The sequence below is a fragment of the Flavobacterium sp. DG2-3 genome, assembly GCF_030730925.1.
In the GTDB taxonomy this organism is placed as follows: domain Bacteria; phylum Bacteroidota; class Bacteroidia; order Flavobacteriales; family Flavobacteriaceae; genus Flavobacterium.
Genome location: NZ_JAVAMB010000001.1, coordinates 667516 through 685860, shown reverse-complemented (window position 1 = coordinate 685860; position 18345 = coordinate 667516). Strand labels below are relative to the sequence as shown.

General features: G+C 33.9%; 19 protein-coding genes and 1 tRNA gene. 7 read left to right on the top strand and 13 right to left on the bottom strand.

Going from position 1 to position 18345, the window contains the following annotated elements; genetic code table 11:
- Positions 1–8: 8 nt before the first annotated feature.
- Positions 9–1262, bottom strand: coding sequence for a beta-ketoacyl-ACP synthase II (fabF, locus tag Q9Q97_RS02960; protein ID WP_111378847.1), 1254 nt, complete (start codon positions 1260–1262; stop codon positions 9–11).
- Positions 1263–1498: 236 nt separating this feature from the next.
- Positions 1499–1735, bottom strand: coding sequence for an acyl carrier protein (locus Q9Q97_RS02955; protein ID WP_007137004.1), 237 nt, complete (start codon positions 1733–1735; stop codon positions 1499–1501).
- A 175-nt stretch (positions 1736–1910) separates the two neighbouring features.
- Between Q9Q97_RS02955 and purN the strand changes: the two genes are divergently transcribed.
- The gene (gene purN / locus Q9Q97_RS02950) at positions 1911–2474 is read left to right on the top strand and encodes a phosphoribosylglycinamide formyltransferase (protein WP_306154227.1); all 564 of its coding nucleotides are present in this window, start codon (positions 1911–1913) and stop codon (positions 2472–2474) included.
- Positions 2475–2863: 389 nt separating this feature from the next.
- Positions 2864–3340, top strand: coding sequence for a ribonuclease HI (gene rnhA / locus Q9Q97_RS02945; protein ID WP_306154225.1), 477 nt, complete (start codon positions 2864–2866; stop codon positions 3338–3340).
- Between the two features lie 56 nt (positions 3341–3396).
- Here the strand turns inward: rnhA and Q9Q97_RS02940 are convergent, their stop codons facing one another.
- The gene (locus Q9Q97_RS02940; RefSeq protein WP_306154223.1) at positions 3397–3744 is read right to left on the bottom strand and encodes a DUF6249 domain-containing protein; all 348 of its coding nucleotides are present in this window, start codon (positions 3742–3744) and stop codon (positions 3397–3399) included.
- A gap of 291 nt (positions 3745–4035) precedes the next feature.
- Here Q9Q97_RS02940 and Q9Q97_RS02935 point away from each other — a divergent pair, with 291 nt between their 5' ends.
- The 4 genes from Q9Q97_RS02935 to Q9Q97_RS02920 all read left to right on the top strand — a co-directional run bounded on the left by Q9Q97_RS02935 (position 4036) and on the right by Q9Q97_RS02920 (position 8123).
- Complete coding sequence (locus Q9Q97_RS02935) at positions 4036–4623, top strand: RNA polymerase sigma factor (protein WP_306154221.1); 588 nt, start codon at positions 4036–4038, stop codon at positions 4621–4623.
- Positions 4607–5011: a hypothetical protein gene (locus Q9Q97_RS02930; RefSeq protein ID WP_306154219.1), complete on the top strand. Its 405-nt coding sequence runs from the start codon at positions 4607–4609 to the stop codon at positions 5009–5011. Before Q9Q97_RS02935 ends, Q9Q97_RS02930 begins: the two co-directional genes overlap by 17 nt.
- Before the next feature lie 206 nt (positions 5012–5217).
- On the top strand, positions 5218–6141 hold the full coding sequence (locus Q9Q97_RS02925; protein ID WP_223706767.1) for a PfkB family carbohydrate kinase: 924 nt from the start codon (positions 5218–5220) through the stop codon (positions 6139–6141).
- 83 nt (positions 6142–6224) lie between these two features.
- On the top strand, positions 6225–8123 hold the full coding sequence (locus tag Q9Q97_RS02920; RefSeq protein ID WP_306154216.1) for an amidophosphoribosyltransferase: 1899 nt from the start codon (positions 6225–6227) through the stop codon (positions 8121–8123).
- A gap of 849 nt (positions 8124–8972) precedes the next feature.
- Here Q9Q97_RS02920 and Q9Q97_RS02915 read toward each other — a convergent pair.
- From Q9Q97_RS02915 to Q9Q97_RS02900, 4 genes are all read right to left on the bottom strand, one after another.
- Positions 8973–9584, bottom strand: a complete 612-nt coding sequence (locus tag Q9Q97_RS02915; protein ID WP_095930681.1) for a superoxide dismutase — start codon at positions 9582–9584, stop codon at positions 8973–8975.
- A gap of 138 nt (positions 9585–9722) precedes the next feature.
- Complete coding sequence (gene pth, locus Q9Q97_RS02910) at positions 9723–10349, bottom strand: aminoacyl-tRNA hydrolase (protein ID WP_306154214.1); 627 nt, start codon at positions 10347–10349, stop codon at positions 9723–9725.
- 646 nt (positions 10350–10995) lie between these two features.
- A complete protein-coding gene (locus tag Q9Q97_RS02905) occupies positions 10996–11607 on the bottom strand; it encodes a 50S ribosomal protein L25/general stress protein Ctc (protein WP_306154212.1) in 612 nt (203 codons plus the stop codon).
- Between the two features lie 73 nt (positions 11608–11680).
- Entirely contained in the window at positions 11681–12622 is a 942-nt protein-coding gene (locus Q9Q97_RS02900) for a ribose-phosphate pyrophosphokinase (protein ID WP_008465976.1), read from the bottom strand.
- A 287-nt stretch (positions 12623–12909) separates the two neighbouring features.
- On the opposite strand from Q9Q97_RS02900, the gene Q9Q97_RS02895 reads away from it, so the two are divergent.
- Positions 12910–12989 (top strand) — tRNA-Leu (locus tag Q9Q97_RS02895).
- 47 nt (positions 12990–13036) lie between these two features.
- Here Q9Q97_RS02895 and Q9Q97_RS02890 read toward each other — a convergent pair.
- The 6 genes from Q9Q97_RS02890 to araA form a co-directional block, all read right to left on the bottom strand.
- A complete protein-coding gene (locus tag Q9Q97_RS02890; protein ID WP_306154209.1) occupies positions 13037–13330 on the bottom strand; it encodes a type II toxin-antitoxin system RelE/ParE family toxin in 294 nt (97 codons plus the stop codon).
- Positions 13331–13333: 3 nt separating this feature from the next.
- The gene (locus Q9Q97_RS02885) at positions 13334–13603 is read right to left on the bottom strand and encodes a type II toxin-antitoxin system Phd/YefM family antitoxin (protein ID WP_306154207.1); all 270 of its coding nucleotides are present in this window, start codon (positions 13601–13603) and stop codon (positions 13334–13336) included.
- A 43-nt stretch (positions 13604–13646) separates the two neighbouring features.
- Positions 13647–14117, bottom strand: coding sequence for an OsmC family protein (locus Q9Q97_RS02880; RefSeq protein WP_306154205.1), 471 nt, complete (start codon positions 14115–14117; stop codon positions 13647–13649).
- Between the two features lie 200 nt (positions 14118–14317).
- A complete protein-coding gene (locus Q9Q97_RS02875; RefSeq protein ID WP_306154204.1) occupies positions 14318–15190 on the bottom strand; it encodes an alpha/beta fold hydrolase in 873 nt (290 codons plus the stop codon).
- A gap of 170 nt (positions 15191–15360) precedes the next feature.
- A complete protein-coding gene (locus tag Q9Q97_RS02870) occupies positions 15361–16548 on the bottom strand; it encodes an aldose epimerase family protein (RefSeq protein ID WP_306154202.1) in 1188 nt (395 codons plus the stop codon).
- A 141-nt stretch (positions 16549–16689) separates the two neighbouring features.
- Positions 16690–18198: an L-arabinose isomerase gene (gene araA / locus Q9Q97_RS02865; RefSeq protein ID WP_306154200.1), complete on the bottom strand. Its 1509-nt coding sequence runs from the start codon at positions 18196–18198 to the stop codon at positions 16690–16692.
- Positions 18199–18345 lie beyond the last annotated feature (147 nt).

Below are 18345 nucleotides of genomic sequence, written 5' to 3'. Positions count from 1 at the left end.
TACAGAAATTAGTCAGCTAGTTTTTTAAACAATACGCAAGCATTATGTCCACCAAAACCAAATGTATTACTCATAGCAACATTTACTTCTCTTTTTTGAGGTTTGTTTAGAGTAAGGTTTAAAGATGGATCAATGTTTTCGTCAACAACTGTATGGTTAATCGTTGGAGGAACAATTCCGTGTTGCATTGCCAAAATAGAAGCAATAGCTTCAATAGCTCCAGCAGCACCAAGTAAGTGTCCTGTCATAGATTTTGTAGAGTTGATATTGATGTTTTTAGCATGATCTCCAAAAACTTTGCTAATCGCTTTTAACTCCGCAACATCTCCTAATGGAGTAGAAGTTCCGTGGGTATTAATGTGATCAACTTGATCTGGGCTCATTCCAGCATCTCTCAATGTGTTTTCCATAACTGCAATAACTCCAATTCCTTCTGGATGTGGAGCAGTTAAGTGGTAAGCATCAGAAGACATACCTCCACCGCCAATTTCGCAGTAGATTTTTGCTCCTCTAGCTTTAGCATGCTCGTAATCTTCAAGAACTAACGCTCCAGCTCCTTCTCCTAATACGAAACCATCTCTGGTAGCATCAAAAGGTCTAGAAGCTGTTTCTGGGCTTTCGTTTCTTGTAGATAAAGCGTGCATTGAGCTAAATCCTCCCATACCTGCAATTGTAACTGCTGCTTCAGAACCACCAGACACAATAACATCACACATTCCTAAACGAATGTAATTGAAAGCATCAATTAACGCGTTTGCAGAAGATGCACAAGCAGAAACTGTAGTATAATTTGGCCCCATATACCCGTTACGCATAGAGATATGCGCAGGAGCAATATCAGCAATCATTTTAGGAATAAAGAAAGGATTGAACTTTGGAGTTCCATCACCTTTTGCATAATACAATACTTCATCTTGGAAAGTTTCTAAACCTCCAATTCCTGCTCCCCAGATAACACCAACTCTTTGTTTGTTTACGTTATCATTTGTGATTCCGGCATCTTTGATAGCTTCATCACTGGCAGCAATTGCATACTGTGCAAATTTATCTAATCTACGAGATTCCTTGCGATCCATGTAATCTTCAATATTGAAGTTTTTTACTTCGCAGGCAAATTTCGTTTTGTGTTTCTCGGTATCATAATATGTGATTGGAGCGGCTCCGCTAACTCCATTCACAAGTGCATTCCAATATTCTTGGATATTATTCCCGATAGGAGTAAGTGCACCTAATCCTGTTACAACAACTCGCCTTAATGCCATAAATATGTATTTTGTACTTTAAACAAATAAAACCCACGCTTTCTTAACTTATAGTTACTTAAGAGCCATGGGAATTACAATATAAATATATCTTTTTGATTGAGAATCAATCGAAATTTAAATTTTAAAAAAATAATAACACCCGACTCTTAAAAATTTCAAAAATCAAAAATCAAATTCCAATTGGAATTTGGAATTTCAAAAATTGGGATTTTTAGAAATCGGGTGTGGTATTATTATTTTTTTGCTTCTTCGATATAAGAAATAGCTTGACCAACAGTAGCAATGTTTTCTGCTTGATCGTCTGGAATTTGAATATCAAATTCTTTTTCGAATTCCATAATAAGCTCAACAGTGTCTAATGAGTCAGCTCCTAAATCATTAGTGAAGCTTGCTTCTGTTACAACTTCGTTTTCGTCAACACCTAATTTGTCTACGATAATCGCTTTTACTCTTGATGCAATGTCTGACATAATCTTTAATTTTAGAATTTAATTTGTTGGCAAAAATAAAAAACTTTATTTTAAAACAACTATTTAGTTTATAAATGTGACACTAATTTATAAAATTAATTTCAAGAAAGGTCTTTCAAAGCTATTTATTTTCGTTTTTTATTCCGTTTTTTGCATTCTCAAAACACACAGCTTTATGAAAAAAATTATCGTTTTTGCCTCAGGATCAGGAACTAACGCAGAGAACATTATAAAATATTTTGCGAACACCGAAATCGCGAAGGTCGTTTCGGTCTTTACAAATAATGCTTCAGCAAAAGTGATTGAAAGAGCAAAAAATCATCAAATTCCAGTTGAAATCTTCTCAAAAAACGAACTTTTAGAGAGAAACGTACTACAAAAAGTACGAGAAATCGACCCAGATTTGATCGTGCTGGCTGGTTTTCTATTGAAGTTTCCCGAAAACATAATCGAACTATATCCAAACAAAATAATAAACATCCATCCTGCACTTTTACCGAATTACGGAGGTAAAGGAATGTACGGAATGCACATACATAGAGCTATTGTAAATAATAAGGAAAAAGAAACTGGAATCTCTATTCATTATGTAAACGAACATTATGATGAAGGCGGTATCATTTTCCAAGCAAATGTTGCGCTAACAGACGAAGATACTCCAGAAACCGTTGCAGAGAAGATTCATGAATTAGAACAAAAACATTTCCCGGAGATTATCGAGAGATTACTGCACGCGTAATTTTTTTAAAAACCATATAAGTTATATAAGTCCATTTTAGAAGGGGGACGCAAAATTATAGGAACGTAAAATTTAAGATCATATAAGTGTATTTGAATTCATTTTAAGTTGAAGTATAAAATAACAAAACTTAAATGCCCTTGCCTATCCATTAAGCAACATAACGTTCCAATTTTTAAAATGAACTTATATAACTTATATGGTGAAAAATAAAAAAACAGACAAAGCATTTACTTTTCTATCAAAACTTAAATGCCCTTGCCTATCCATTAAGCAACATAACGTTCCAATTTTAAAATGAACTTATATAACTTATATGGTAAAAAATAAAAAAAACAGACAAAGCATTTCCAATCTAAAATCAACAATCTAAAATCTAAAATAATTAAATGTCTCACGAAGTACATATATATACAGACGGCGCTGCAAAAGGAAACCCAGGAAATGGCGGTTATGGTGTTGTCATGGAACTAGTAGGTACTCCATATAAAAAAGAATTCTACGAAGGTTTTCGTCTTACTACCAATAACAGAATGGAACTTCTGGCTGTAATTGTGGGTCTGGAAAAACTGAAAAATCCAGGCATGAAGGTTCTGGTTATTTCAGATTCTAAATATGTGGTTGACTCTGTCGAAAAAAAATGGGTTTTCGGATGGGAGAAAAAAGGCTACACAGGCAAAAAAAACCCTGATTTATGGAAACGCTTTTTAATTGTTTACCGAAAACACAAAGTCGATTTCAAATGGATAAAAGGCCATAACAATCATCCGCAAAACGAGCGCTGCGATCAATTGGCCGTTATGGCATCCATGCAGCCCAAACTTTCAGTTGACGTGTATTACGAAACCATCGGTTCTAAAGAATAAAAAAACGCATCAATATTGATGCGTTTTTTGTACTAACTTAAATCTTTACAAACTGCTTATTCTTTATCTAAGTCTTTTGCCGTTTTAAATCCAACTAAAAGTCCAATACCAGCCATTATAAATATAATTGAAGGATAAACAGCTCCATCATTTAATGAAGTGTAAGTTGTAATTAATAAAGCAATAAATATACCTGCACCACTTCCTATTAATAAGAAAGCCAAATTTACTACAAACACTTTCCATGCTGGAACACCGCCATTTTTTCCTTGAATAAATATACTCGCATCTACTCCTTTTTCTATAAGAGCCAAACGCTCTCTGTTTCTTGTTGAATAAATTAAATAAACGATCCCGAAGATCATTAAAAAAAAGCTGATTGGAATTAAAATTTTGTCGTCCATGATATTTACGTTTTTAATTGATTGATATACCCATAGGACGACAGGTTTTGAAATGAGGTTACAGAATTTTAAAATAAATTTCAAAAAACAAATCCCAAATTACAAAAGTCACTGATAATCAATTAATTTTGATGTTATTTTTTACGTTGCCAACTTTGTCAAAGTTTAAAACTTTGACAAAGTTCAATTCTACCTTATATATTAAAGATTGGAATTTGGAATTTAAAAAGTTTGGAATTTATTTTTCAAGATTCTTGTAACCTTTTTCAAAACATTGTCGTCCTATATAATATGAGTACAATTAATGATCAGCATTATATCGATAAAATCCTGCAGGGCGAGACCAATGCGTTTGCCGTGCTGGTTGATCGTTATAAAGATATGATCTTTACGCTGGCTCTTAAAATGGTTAAAAACAGAGAAGAAGCAGAAGAAGTTGCACAAGACACTTTTATAAAGATTTACAGTTCATTAAATAAATTTAAAGGCGATTCTAAATTTTCAACATGGATTTATAAAATTGCTTACAATACCTGTCTGGATCGTTTAAAGAAAAACAAAAAAGAAGATTTAAATATTTCGATTGATGAATTTTCTTCTCATTTAATTAAAACGATGGACAATGCTTTGAGCGCTTTAGAAGACAAAGAACGAAAGGAGACCATTCAGAAATGTTTAAATTTATTACCAAGTGACGAAAATTTCTTGCTGACTTTATTTTATTTTGAGGATCAGAATTTGGAAGAAATTGGAAAAATAATGAATATTTCGGCCAATAATGCGAAAGTAAAATTGTTTAGGAGCCGACAGAAATTAGCCGTAATTTTGAAACAGCAGTTAGAACCAGAAATAATAGAATGTTATGAAAGAGAGCGATAAAAACTTAGAACAACTTATTGATAAAATGATGGCTGAAGAAAAACTGCAGTCGCCATCTTTTGATTTTACTTCTAAAATAATGTCTGAAGTTTTAATCTTGGAAGAGAAAAAATTAAAAGCATACAAACCTTTAATATCTAAACCTGTTTGGATTGCTATTGGCGCGGCTATAGCTTTCTTGATCGTATATGTTTCTCTTTTTTCAGTTTCAGAAAGAAATCTTAAAATTGACGAAATCGGAACTTTATATTCTGATAAGATTTCAACAGCATTTTCAGGAATTCATTTTTCGAAAAATATGTTGTATGCTATTTTAATTGTTCCTATTATGATTTTGGTTCAGGTTGGCGTTTTGAAGAATTATTTCGATAAGAAGTATGAACTGTAAAATAATCGCATTTCTTTTCGAAAAATTTGCATTTTAAATCCTAAAAACATATTTTAAGCATTCCAAAAAATCAATTTTAACCAATTCATTTACAAGCTTTTTACTTCGAAATCGTTGTCATTATTTTAAGAAAATTTTGAGAACCTAAACCATTGCAAGATTGTAACTTATAGAGTATCTTTGCAGCCTAATTCGAAATTCATAAAATGAATAAACTATTGATTGTTGGAACAGTTGCTTTCGACGCGATTGAAACTCCTTTCGGAAAAACAGATAAAATATTAGGTGGTGCTGCAACCTACATCGGATTATCAGCGTCATTTTTTAACTTGCAATCGGCCATTGTTTCTGTAGTTGGCGACGATTTCCCTCAAGAACATTTAGATCTTTTAACTTCAAAAAATATTGATATCTCTGGTATCGAAATTGTAAAAGGAGGAAAAACCTTTTTCTGGAGCGGTTTATACCATAATGACTTAAACTCTAGAGATACTTTAGTTACTGAATTGAACGTTTTAGCTGATTTTCAGCCGAAAGTTCCTCAAAACTACAAAGATGCTGACGTGGTAATGTTAGGAAACTTACATCCATTAGTACAAAGCAGCGTTTTAGATCAATTGGAGAAAAAACCAAAATTAGTTGTTTTAGATACAATGAACTTTTGGATGGACTGCGCTCTTCCAGAATTATTAGACGTTATTAAACGTGTAGATGTTATCACAATCAATGACGAAGAAGCAAGACAGCTTTCTGGTGAATATTCATTAGTAAAAGCGGCTGCGAAAATCCAAGATATGGGGCCTAAATATGTGGTGATCAAAAAAGGAGAACACGGAGCACTTTTATTCCACAATAGAGAAGTATTCTTTGCACCAGCTTTACCATTAGAAGATGTTTTTGATCCAACAGGAGCAGGAGACACTTTCGCAGGTGGTTTCTCTGGATTTATTGCGCAAAGCGAAAACATTTCTTTTGGCAATATGAAAAATGCAATTATTTACGGTTCAAATTTGGCTTCGTTCTGCGTAGAGAAATTTGGGACTGAAAGGATGGAAACATTAAGCAAAGCAGAAGTAGCGATTCGATTACAGCAATTTAAGTCGTTAACTCAGTTTGACATAGAAATATAATGCCTAAGAGCCTCGATAAAACGGGGCTTTTTTATTACGTTAATACACACAACTTACAACAACACAAAAAAAAAACAAAAAAAATGAGCGACGCTTTAAAACACGAATGTGGAATAGCTTTAGTTAGACTACTGAAACCGCTTGAATATTATAAAGAAAAATACGGAACTGCTTTTTACGGAATCCAGAAAATGTATTTAATGATGGAAAAACAGCACAACCGCGGACAAGACGGAGCTGGTTTTGCAAGCATTAAATTTGACGTTGATCCAGGACAGCGCTACATTAGCCGAGTTCGTTCTAATCATGCACAGCCAATTCAGGACGTTTTTAAACAAATTAACGAACGCATTAGCGAAGAATTGAAAGAGCATCCAGAATTGGGTGACAATATGAAAGAACTAAAAGCAAATATTCCTTATGTTGGAGAATTGTTTTTAGGTCACGTTCGTTACGGAACTTTTGGAAAAAACAGCATCGAAAGTGTTCACCCATTTTTACGTCAAAGTAACTGGATGCACCGTAACTTGATTTTGGCAGGAAACTTTAATATGACGAATGTTAAAGAACTTTTCGAAAATCTAGTTGAATTAGGGCAGCACCCAAAAGAAATGGCTGATACTGTTACTGTAATGGAAAAAATTGGTCACTTCTTAGATAAAGAAGTAATGCAATTGTACCAAGACTGCAAAGCTGAAGGTTATTCTAAAAGAGATGCTTCTCCAGTAATTGCAGAGCGTTTGGATATTGCTAAAATTTTAGCTCGTTCTGCTAAAAATTTAGATGGAGGTTATGCTATGGCTGGATTATTAGGCCACGGTGATGCTTTTGTTTTTAGAGATCCCGCAGGAATTCGCCCAGCGTACTTTTATCAAGATGACGAAGTGGTTGTAGTAGCTTCTGAAAGACCAGTTATTCAAACTGTATTTAACGTTCCTTTTGAAAGTGTTCAGGAAATTGATCCAGGAAATGCTTTGATTATCAAGAAAAATGGTAAAGTGAGCATGAACCAGATCTTGGAACCAACCGTTAAAAAAGCTTGTTCTTTTGAAAGAATTTATTTCTCTAGAGGAAGTGATGCGGAAATCTATCAAGAGCGTAAAGATTTAGGTAAATTAATTTTACCAGCAGTTCTTAAAGCAATTGACAGCGATACAGACAACACTGTTTTCTCTTATATTCCAAATACAGCTGAAACTTCATTTTATGGTTTAGTAGAAGCTGCTCAGGACTTCTTAAACCAGAGAAAAAACAATTATATTCTAGAAAATAGAAATACACTTACTACCGAAACGCTTCAGGAACTTTTAGCTGTAAAAATACGTACAGAGAAAGTTGCCATAAAAGATGCTAAGCTTAGAACTTTTATTACTGAAGACAGCAGCCGTGACGATTTAGTTGCTCACGTGTACGATGTTACGTATGGTGTAATTAAGCCAGAAGATAATTTGGTAATTATTGACGACAGTATTGTTCGTGGTACTACATTAAAAATGAGTATCATTAAAATGATGGATCGTTTGAAACCAAAACGTATCGTAATTGTTTCTTCTGCACCGCAAATTCGTTATCCAGACTGTTACGGAATCGATATGGCAAAACTAGAAGGTCTAGTTGCTTTTAGAGCAGCGCTTGCTTTATTAAAAGAAAGAAACCTATACCATATTGTAGATGAAGTTTATGCTAAATGTAAAGCACAAGAAAATTTCCTTGATAAGGATGTTGTGAATTATGTAACTGCAATTTACGATCAGTTTACAGATGAAGAAATTTCAGATAAAATTGCAGAAATGTTAAGCTCACCAGAAATCAATGCTGAAGTAAAAATCATCTTCCAAACTGTAGATGATTTACATAAAGCATGTCCTAAAAATTTAGGCGACTGGTATTTTACTGGAGACTACCCAACTCCTGGTGGAAATAGAGTTGTAAATCGTGCATTTATGAATTTTTACGAAGGAAAAGACGCTAGAGCTTATTAATAAAATACTAACAAAAGGTTAAATTGTGCATTTCATCGGTTTTTTTTGCCGTTCATCCTATTTCTTTGGTGAAATTGAAAAGCTATGATACTTTTGGAATACCATAACATTAGTAGGTTAAGTTTATGGTAGATTTGGGGCAAAAAGGGTGGTAGAAATACCACCTTTTTTATTGGAATAAACTCAAATAATTTATAAACAGCCGATTATATCTCTTAATCGGATTTACTTACCTTTCATCTGAAATTTTTTCTTCACAAAAATAACCGCCCTACATTTACTATACCATAACATTAGTAGGTTAGTTTATGGTAAATTTGGGGCAAAAAAGGCGGAGTAATATCCGCCTTTTTTATTTTCATATCTTAAATTATTGAAAAACAATTAGTTATATGGTTTTCGTCGAGTATAATTGCCTTTCATCTAAAAAATTTTCATTATAAAAATGTCTGCCATACATTTACTGAACCATAACATTAGTAGGTTAGTTTATGGTAGATTTGGGGCAAAAAAGGCGGAGTAACATCCGCCTTTTTTATTGCAATAAATCTATAAATTTTTCAAAACAGCCAATATAGGTTTTTAATCGGATATTGTTGCCTTTCATCTATAAAGTTTCATTCAAAAATATATCTGAGCTACCTTTACAAGACCATAACATTAGTAGGTTAAGTTTATGGTAGATTTGGGGCAAAAAAGGTGGAAGTGATTCCACCTTTTTTATTTTATTTTTTTTAGAGAATAGATAAAAGAAAATAGAACAAAGACTTAAACTTAAAACTTATAAAAAAAAAAAAGACGAACAGCTTTCGCCATTCGTCTTTCTTCTATTTTCTTTACTCTATTTTCTTATTTGTCTAAAGCAAATCTTCTAGCAACTTCTGTCCAGTTAATTACACTGAAGAAAGCTTCAATATAATCTGGTCTTCTGTTTTGGTAGTTTAAGTAGTAAGCGTGCTCCCAAACGTCCATTCCTAAGATTGGAGTTCCACCATTACCAGCAACTTCTGGCATTAATGGATTGTCTTGATTTGGAGTACCTACAACTTCTAATTTTCCACCTTTTTGCACTGTTAACCAAGCCCATCCTGAACCGAATTGTGTAGCTCCAGCTTTAGCAAATTTTGCTTTAAATTCTTCGAATGATCCGAAAGAAGCTTCAATTGCAGCTAATAAATCACCTGTTGGCAATCCTCCTCCATTTGGAGACATAACTGTCCAGAACAAATTGTGGTTGTAGAAACCTCCACCATTGTTACGAACTGCTGCGTTAGATTTATCTAAGTTGATTAAGATATTTTCGATTGTTTTTCCTTCTAAATCTGTTCCAGCGATTGCTGCGTTAAGATTTGTAGTGTATGCATTGTGGTGCTTTGTATGATGGATTTCCATTGTACGTGCATCAATATGTGGTTCTAATGCATCGTATGCATAAGGTAATTGTGGTAATTCAAAAGCCATGGTAAAATGATTTTATGGTTTATAATAATTTATTCCAAATTTAAACATTTAACTTTGGAATTGAAAATACTATTTCGTTATAATTGAATTTAATTAACTGATAATTTACATTTTTATCACATAAACAACTGAAAATCTTTATTTTCCATTAAAAGTGGTCATCGTATTTTCTAAACCTGCTGTTCCGAAAGTCCTAATTATTTCTGCTGAAATTTCGTAGCGTTCTGGTAGTTTTGCTTCCTCCTCAGCAGTCCATTCTCCTAAAACATAATCTACTTGCTGGCCTTTTTTAAACTGGTCGCTAATACCAAATCTATAACGGGTATAGTTTTGAGTATTTAAAACCAGATTGATGTTTTTAAGTCCGTTATGACCGCCATCGCTTCCTTTTGGTTTAATTCTGATTGTTCCAAAAGAAAGGTTTAAATCGTCTGTAATAACCAATATATTTTCCAGCGGAATATTTTCTTTGTCCATCCAGTATTTCACTGCTTTTCCGCTTAAGTTCATATAAGTATTAGGCTTTAAAAGAAAAAAAGTTCTCCCTTTAAATTTATATTCCGCCAACGAACCTAATTTTACGGTTTCAAACGAAAGACCTTCTTTTTTGGCTAAGAAATCAAGTATTTTAAATCCAATGTTATGTCTGGTGTTTACGTATTCGGCTCCGATATTTCCTAATCCGACGATTAAATATTTCTTCATATTATCTGTGTTCTCTTCTTTGAGTGTTGATGAAAACAGTTTTGTTATCCATTTTATCATTTAGCAAAAATAAGGTTAATTGGGGAATTAGGAAATGTGTTAATTAGATAATTTGTCAATTAGATAATTTGTCAATTAGATAATTTCCTGTTAGCTGTGTTTTTTTAACCGCAAAGTTTGTGAAGGATTTACGCGAAGAACGCGAAGAATTGTCCTGTATTCTTTTCTCATTTTTGTCAGGCTGAGCGGAGTCGAAGCCTCAGCTCAAAGCTTAACAATCTAACATGAAATACTTTGCGCGGCTTCGGCTCCGCTCAGCCTGACAAAAGATTGAAACAAGATTTTTTTTCAAACCTCATTCCAACTTATAAAAACGATATTTCTCGTTAGCCCTGACAGGAGCGATATCCTTTTTCTGGTCTCGTTTTTTTTGACGAGACCAGGAAAAGATTTAGCGGATGGCAGGAATGTTACTTCTGATGAAAACGGAGGTTTGTGCTTCTAAAAAATAATTAGATAATTAGAGGAATGTAGCAATTAGATAATTTGGAGCACGTGAATCACTGTGTAGGGCTTCGACTCCGCTCAGCCTGACAAAAAAATACGATTTTTCAAACTTAGAAGCTCAGCACCTTAGAAACTTAGAAGCTTAAAAAAAAAAAGCCCCAATCGTAAGATTGAGGCTTTTTGTATAGTTTGAAAAAAATTATTTTTTCTTTCCTTTTGCAGGAGCTTTTGCAGCTTTTGCAGCTTCTTGAGCAGCTTTCATAGCAGCACGAGAAATTCTTACTTGAGCAACAACTGTGTTGTCTGGGTGCATAATTTTGTACTCTGGTTTTCCAACTTTAGTAACGTATAATTTGTTACCCATTTCAAGTGGAGTGATGTCAGCTTCAACAAAATCAGGAAGATTTGCTGGAATAGCTTTAACTTTCAATTTACGTTGGTTCAAACGTAAAACACCTCCCGCAAGAACACCTTTAGATGTACCAACGATTTTTACAGGAACTTCCATAGTGATTTCTTTATCATCAAATAATTGGAAGAAGTCAATGTGTAAAATTTTGTCAGATACTGGGTGAACTTGGATATCTTGCAAAATTGCATTGAATGATTTTCCTTTTCCAAGTTCGATCACAACTGTGTGAGCGTTTGGAGTGTAAACCAAGTTTTTGAATGCAGTAACGTCTGCTGAGAAATGTACTGCTTGGTTTCCTCCGTATAATACGCAAGGTACCTGTCCAGCATTACGTAAGGCTTTAGTTGACACTTTGCCCACGCTTTCTCTTTCTGATCCTTTAATTGTAATCGATTTCATTGTAAAAAAATATAGTTATTAAATAAATATTCTAATTCTTATTGTAGTGAGATTGCTTCGTTCTTCGCAATGACTACATTATAAATTTTCCACTGATGGAATTGTTGTGGTGAACCATTTGCATTACCTCAGCAAATAGAGGCGCGCAGCTTACCACTTTTATTTTCTTTGATTCTCTCTTTAACGGAATAGAATCTGTTACGATTAATTCTGTTAGTTTTGAGTTTTCAATTTTTTCGTACGCACCGCCAGATAAAATAGCGTGTGTACAAATTGCTCTTACACTTAGCGCTCCTTTTTCGATCATTAGGTCGGCAGCTTTCGCTAAAGTTCCTCCTGTATCGATCATGTCGTCTACTAAGATTACGTTACGTCCTTTTACTTCACCAATTAGCTCCATAGTGTCGATAACGTTGGCTGCTTTTCTTTGTTTGTAACAGATTACTACATCTGATTCTAGAAACTTAGAGTAAGCATATGCTCTTTTTGAACCTCCCATATCTGGAGATGCAATTGTTAGATTTTCTAAATTTAAACTTTCTACGTATGGTAAAAAGATTGTAGATGCAAATAAATGATCTACTGGTTTTTCAAAGAATCCTTGAATCTGGTCTGCATGCAGGTCCATTGTCATGATTCTTGTTGCTCCTGCAGCTGTTAATAGATTTGCTACTAACTTTGCTCCAATCGGAACTCTTGGTTTGTCTTTTCTATCTTGTCTTGCCCAACCAAAATAAGGCATAACCGCTGTAATATGTCTTGCTGATGCACGTTTTGCCGCATCAATCATTAACAACAATTCCATCAGATTATCTGCACTTGGAAAAGTTGAACATACGATGAATACTCGCAATCCTCTTATTGACTCTTCGTAAGATGGCTGAAATTCTCCATCACTATACGTTGACATCGTTACTTTTCCTAACGGAATCCCGTAGTCTTTTGCAATTTTTTCTGCAAGATAAACACTTTGTGAACAAGCAAAAATTTTAGCTTCTGGTTCTAGGTGCGACATTATATGTGTAGTTTTATTTCCGCTACATTTAATAGATTTTTACTCTATCATTTCTGTAAAGCTCGATACGCTTAAATGTCTCGGATGTAGTTAGTTGTGTGTGCTTCGTTTTAACGAGCTGCAAATTTATAAAATTAATCGAACACTGAAAGTAAAATTTTGAGATTTTTTATTAGAATTTTTAATTTTATTTTTTACATTTGCACCGTGTTAAAGGAATGGGCACAGAAATGAACTCATTCTATTGCGTTAAAATAATCACTTTAGATTGTTTTTTCGTCTGCTAAGCCCGGATGGCGGAATTGGTAGACGCGCTGGTCTCAAACACCTGTGGGAAACCGTGCCGGTTCGACTCCGGCTCCGGGTACAAAACCTCTTCTTAACGGAAGAGGTTTTTTTGTTTTATAGATTTTCCTATAATTTAAATTTTTCAGGATTTTGATATGTATTCCAAAATCTTAAAAGCTCAATATTATCATTATCTACAATTGTATAGTACAATGTAATTTGCTTTGTAACGGGAATCTGAAAAACATTTTTATAATTTGAAGATTTAAAAATCACGTTTTGTCTTGTGAGTAACTCAATGAGAGTATCTGTTTTATCTATAAAATTATAAACATCTTGCAAAGTCCATTCTCTTTCTAAATATTCAATATTTTGCCAGTAATCATTTTTTGCAGTATTTGTCCAAATTATTCTTACCATGGATTACCTATTGAATAAATGTGGAAAACGTTTTTTAGTTTCATCCATGACATCTTGGTGAGATTGAACTCTTCCTTTTGCTACATCTTCCAAAGCTTCATCTATTGCAGCTTTCTGGGCATTACTCAACAAAGAATCATCATTTTCTTCATCTAATGGAATCACAACAAATGAACGACCTTTCCCTCTGTGAATTATTAATTTTTCAGACTCTGCTATATCCAAATACTTTTTAATATTTCCTCTAAATTCTGTTACACTAACTGTTTTCATAATTACCAATTTTTACAAATGTACGCTTTTCTGTACGTTAAAATTAAAAAACCTCACAACTCGCATTATGCAAAACTGGAAAATTGCACGAATTAGCAATAAAACACAATTGATTTGCTTTTGTATGAAGCTCTAAAGCCAACTCCATTCTATCTGAATTTGCAATTATAACTTTTGGATTTAACCGAACTTCTGTAAAACGGCCGCTTCCGTCTGGATTTACTTCTAAAATTCCCTCCGCATTATCAAAATATTCGAGAACTTCAATTCCGTTTTGAGAACAGACGTATAAATATGACATCATATGGCAGGAAACCAAACTGCTCAACAATAAATCTTCGGGATTGTATAATTCTGGATCACCTTTGAAAGCTTTTGCCGCTGAAACGTCTAAAACTGGTTTTCCTTCAATTTTTATTTGATGGGTTTTGCTGTAGAATCTTTTTGATGATTCTGTTTCATTTTTCTTGGAAGTCCAGTTTAATTGGGTTTTGAATAAATGTTTGAATGCCATAACTGCTTTTTTTCGCCACGAATTCACGAATTTATGCAAATTGAAATGTATGTAAAAATCTAATTTCACAAATTTCAATTTCACAACTTGGAATTTTTTAGAAAAAATTCGTGAATTCGTGGCTATTAAAACTAAAAAACCTCGAAAGCAATTACTTTAGAGGTTTTAGAAATTAGAATAAATTAACAAATTCCAAAAAATTATTTTCCCCATTTAGTCCAGTCAGAATCTGGTCTTTTAAATGGTTCTGATAAAAATTTATTTACTATAGCATTAAACATCTCTGCACTAGAAGCTGGTGCAAAATGCGTTTCTCCAGGCATAATACACAATTGCGCGCTTACAAGATTTTCAAAAATTTCAACCGTATGCTCGTTTCTAATTATATCTCTGTCTCCTGCTATTACAAGAACTTTTGCCTTTATTTTTGATAAATCTTTTGCTGGAATATTGGGTTGGTTTAACAAAAGTCCGGCAAGTTGTTTTCCTAAATCCCAATTTTCACTGGTGTCTTTCGCTTTAATTTTCGACTCAAGCATATCTCTCGTTTTCGAAACATCATTAATCGCCCAAGAATTAACACCGTTAGGTCTCAAATTGGCACCCATTGCCACCATTTTCTTTATTTTGGTTTTACCTGAAATTCCCATTTGCAAAGCAACAATTCCGCCATCACTCCATCCTACAATGCTGATAGAATCTAATTTTAAATGATTTACTAATCCTTCCCAATCTTTTGTAATTTGAGTATAAGTTAAAGAATCTGTTTTCAACTCCGATTTACCTTGACCTCTGTTATCGGCGATAATAACTCTATATTTGGTTTTAAAATAATCAATCTGATTTCCCATCGATTCAATACTACCGTTATTTCCATGAATCAGCAATAATGGCTCTCCTTTTCCATATTCTTCGTAATAGATTTTAGCACCATTAAGTACAACAAATTTTCCAACGGTTTCATTTTTACCGTATGGAGTATCAAATTTGAAATTCATTTCAACCTGAGCATTTGTTATTTCAAATACTGAAAAAATTAACAATAACAATAATAGTTTAATCGGTTTTTTCATAAATAAAAAGTTTTTTTTAGGATAGTTATTTTTCAAATATAAGAAAGAACGTACAAATTTTTATTCTTTTACAATCTTTTTTCACCTTAATTTTACCTATAAAAAAACCTCGAAAGCAAATCACTTTCGAGGTTCTTAGAATTACTAAACTAATTAACAGATTTTAAAAATTACTTCTTTACAGAGAATTTAAAAGTCGTTTTCGTTTTATAATTTTCTCCCGGGTTCAAAACCGTTGTTGGAAAGTTTTTCTGGTTTGGAGAATCTGGATAATGTTCTGTTTCTAAACATAATCCTGTTCTGTGTGCAAAAGTTCCTCCTTTTGGCATCGGTAAAGTTCCGTCAAGGAAATTTCCAGAATAGAACTGAATTCCAGGTTCGTCTGTTGTCATTTCAAGAATTCTTCCACTTGGCGCGTGGTACACTTTTGCAATGATGGTTTTTCCTTTTTCTGGATTATTTAAAACCCAGCAGTGATCGTAACCTTTTCCTTTTTCTAACTGCTCATTTTTAACTGCAATATCTTTTCCAATTAATTTTGGCGTTCTGAAATCGAAAGGCGTATTCGCAACATCTTCTAATTTTCCTGTCGGAATCAAAGTCGCGTCAACTGGAACTAATTTGTCTGCATTTAAAGTCAATTCGTGATCTAGGATTGTTTTCGTAAAATCTCCAGATAAATTGAAATAAGAATGCTGCGTTAAATTCACAACCGTTTTCTTGTCTGTCGTAGCTTCATACAAAACTTCCAACTGATTATCATTTGTCAATGTATAAGTCACAAAAACTTGTAAATTTCCAGGATATCCTTCTTCCATATCTTTACTTAAATAAGATAATTTTAAAAAAGCTGTTTCACCAGATTTAACCTCATCTGCTTTCCAAACTACATTAAAAAATCCTTGCGGACCACCGTGTAAAGCATTTGGAGCGTTATTAATTGCTAGCTGATATTCTTTTCCGTCAAGCGAAAATTTTCCTTTCGCAATTCTGTTTCCGTATCTTCCGATTAAAGCTCCAAAAAATGGATTCTCTTTTTCGTATTGTGCCAAAGAATTAAAGCCGATTACTACATTTTCTGAAACACCTTCTTTATTCGGTACTTTCAAGTTAGTAATTCTTCCTCCAAAAGTGATGATATCAACTTCCATCCCATTTTGGTTTTTCAGTTTATAACTCTCGACTTTTTCACCTTTTGCAGTCGTTCCGTATTCCGATTTTTCAATCGTAACCGAAGCTTTTGCATCAGCAGTTTCTGTTTTTTCTGTATCAGCTTTTTTCTCGCCTTTACATTCAACTAATACTATTGCCGTACTCAACAGAGTTAAAATGAAGACACTACGTTTTAATACATTCATAAATTGATATTTTTTTGGTTTGTAAAAAGTTAGATGTTAGAAGTAAAATGTTCGATGTGAAATTTAATCATTTTTAAAATGTAAAAATCACATTTTTAAGTTTTTTCACATTTCACATCTTACAAATTATATTTAACTGCCTTACAGACCGTGTTGAAACAAATGGAAATAAGCTTCGTTGGCATTGATTTTATCTTTAAACTCTCTTACAGTTGTTCTTTCATCAATAACCAACAATTCGATTCCAGCGATATCTGCAAAATCTTCCATAAATTCTGTTGTGATCGACTGGCTGTAAACCGTATGGTGCGCACCTCCTGCTAAAATCCATGCCGTTGCTGCTACTTCTAAGTTTGGTTTACAATCCCAAAGAACGCGTGCTACAGGAAGTTTTGGCAACTCAGCCATTGGTTTAACCGCTGTAACTTCGTTCACGATCAAACGGAAACGAGTTCCCATATCAACTAAAGAAACGTTGATAGCGTCACCTGCAGGAGAATTGAATACTAAACGAGCCGGATCTTCTTTGCCTCCAATTCCTAACGGGTGCACTTCGCAAGAAGGTTTTCCGTCAGCGATTGATGGACAGATTTCTAACATGTGAGATCCTAAAACGTATGATTTTTGCGGTGTGAAATGGTAGGTATAATCTTCCATGAAAGAGGTTCCGCCTTCCAGACCAATACACATTACTTTTAAAGCTCTCACCATTGCAGCCGTTTTCCAGTCTCCTTCTCCACCAAAACCATAACCGTCGGCCATTAATCTTTGTGTTGCAATTCCTGGCAATTGTTTCCAAACGCCAAGGTTTTCAAATGTATCTGTAAAAGCTCCGAATCCACCTTCTTCTAAGAAAGCTCTTAAACCTAATTCGATTTTTGCTGCTTCAACTAATGAACTTCTTTGCGCTCCACCTTCTTTTAAAGAATCGGTTAAGCTATAAGAAGACTCATAAACCGCTAATAAATCAGCTAATTGTTTGTCTGTAACTTTTTCAATATGTTTAGTAACATCTGAAGAATCGTATCCGTTTACCGACATTCCGAAACGAATTTGCGCCTCAACTTTATCACCTTCTGTAACGGCAACTTCACGCATATTGTCTCCGATACGGGCAACTTTTAAGTTTTGCAATTCATCCCATCCTAAAACCACTCTTGACCAGATGCCTAATTGTTTTTGAACTCTTTGGTCTTCCCAGTGTCCCACAACTACTTTACGTTTTTTACGTAATCTTGACATGATGAAACCGAATTCACGATCTCCGTGTGCCGATTGGTTCAAGTTCATGAAATCCATATCGATGCTTCCCCACGGAATTTCAGCGTTATATTGCGTATGTAAATGACATAATGGTTTTTTAAGGATATTTAATCCGCCAATCCACATTTTTGCTGGTGAAAAAGTGTGCATCCAAGCGATGATTCCGATACAATTTTTAGCAGAGTTTGCCGCTAAACAAACGTCTAAAATTTGCGAAGGTGATTTCACCACATCTTTATAAACCACTTTTACTGGAATTGAAGACGAAGCGTCTAATCCTTTTGCAATAATCTGCGAATGTTCTGCTACTTTTCTTAGTGTTTCTTCACCGTATAATTCCTGGCTTCCTACTACAAACCATACTTCTTTTTGAGAGATATCAATCATGTCTTTATTTGTTTATTTTGTTTCAAGTTTCAGGTTTCAAGTTGGTTGGAATCTGAAAAAGCTTGAATTGTTTATTTTTGTTTTATTTGTTTAAAGTTTCACGCTCCAAGTTTCAAGTTCCAAAAACTTGAAACATGAAACAAAAAA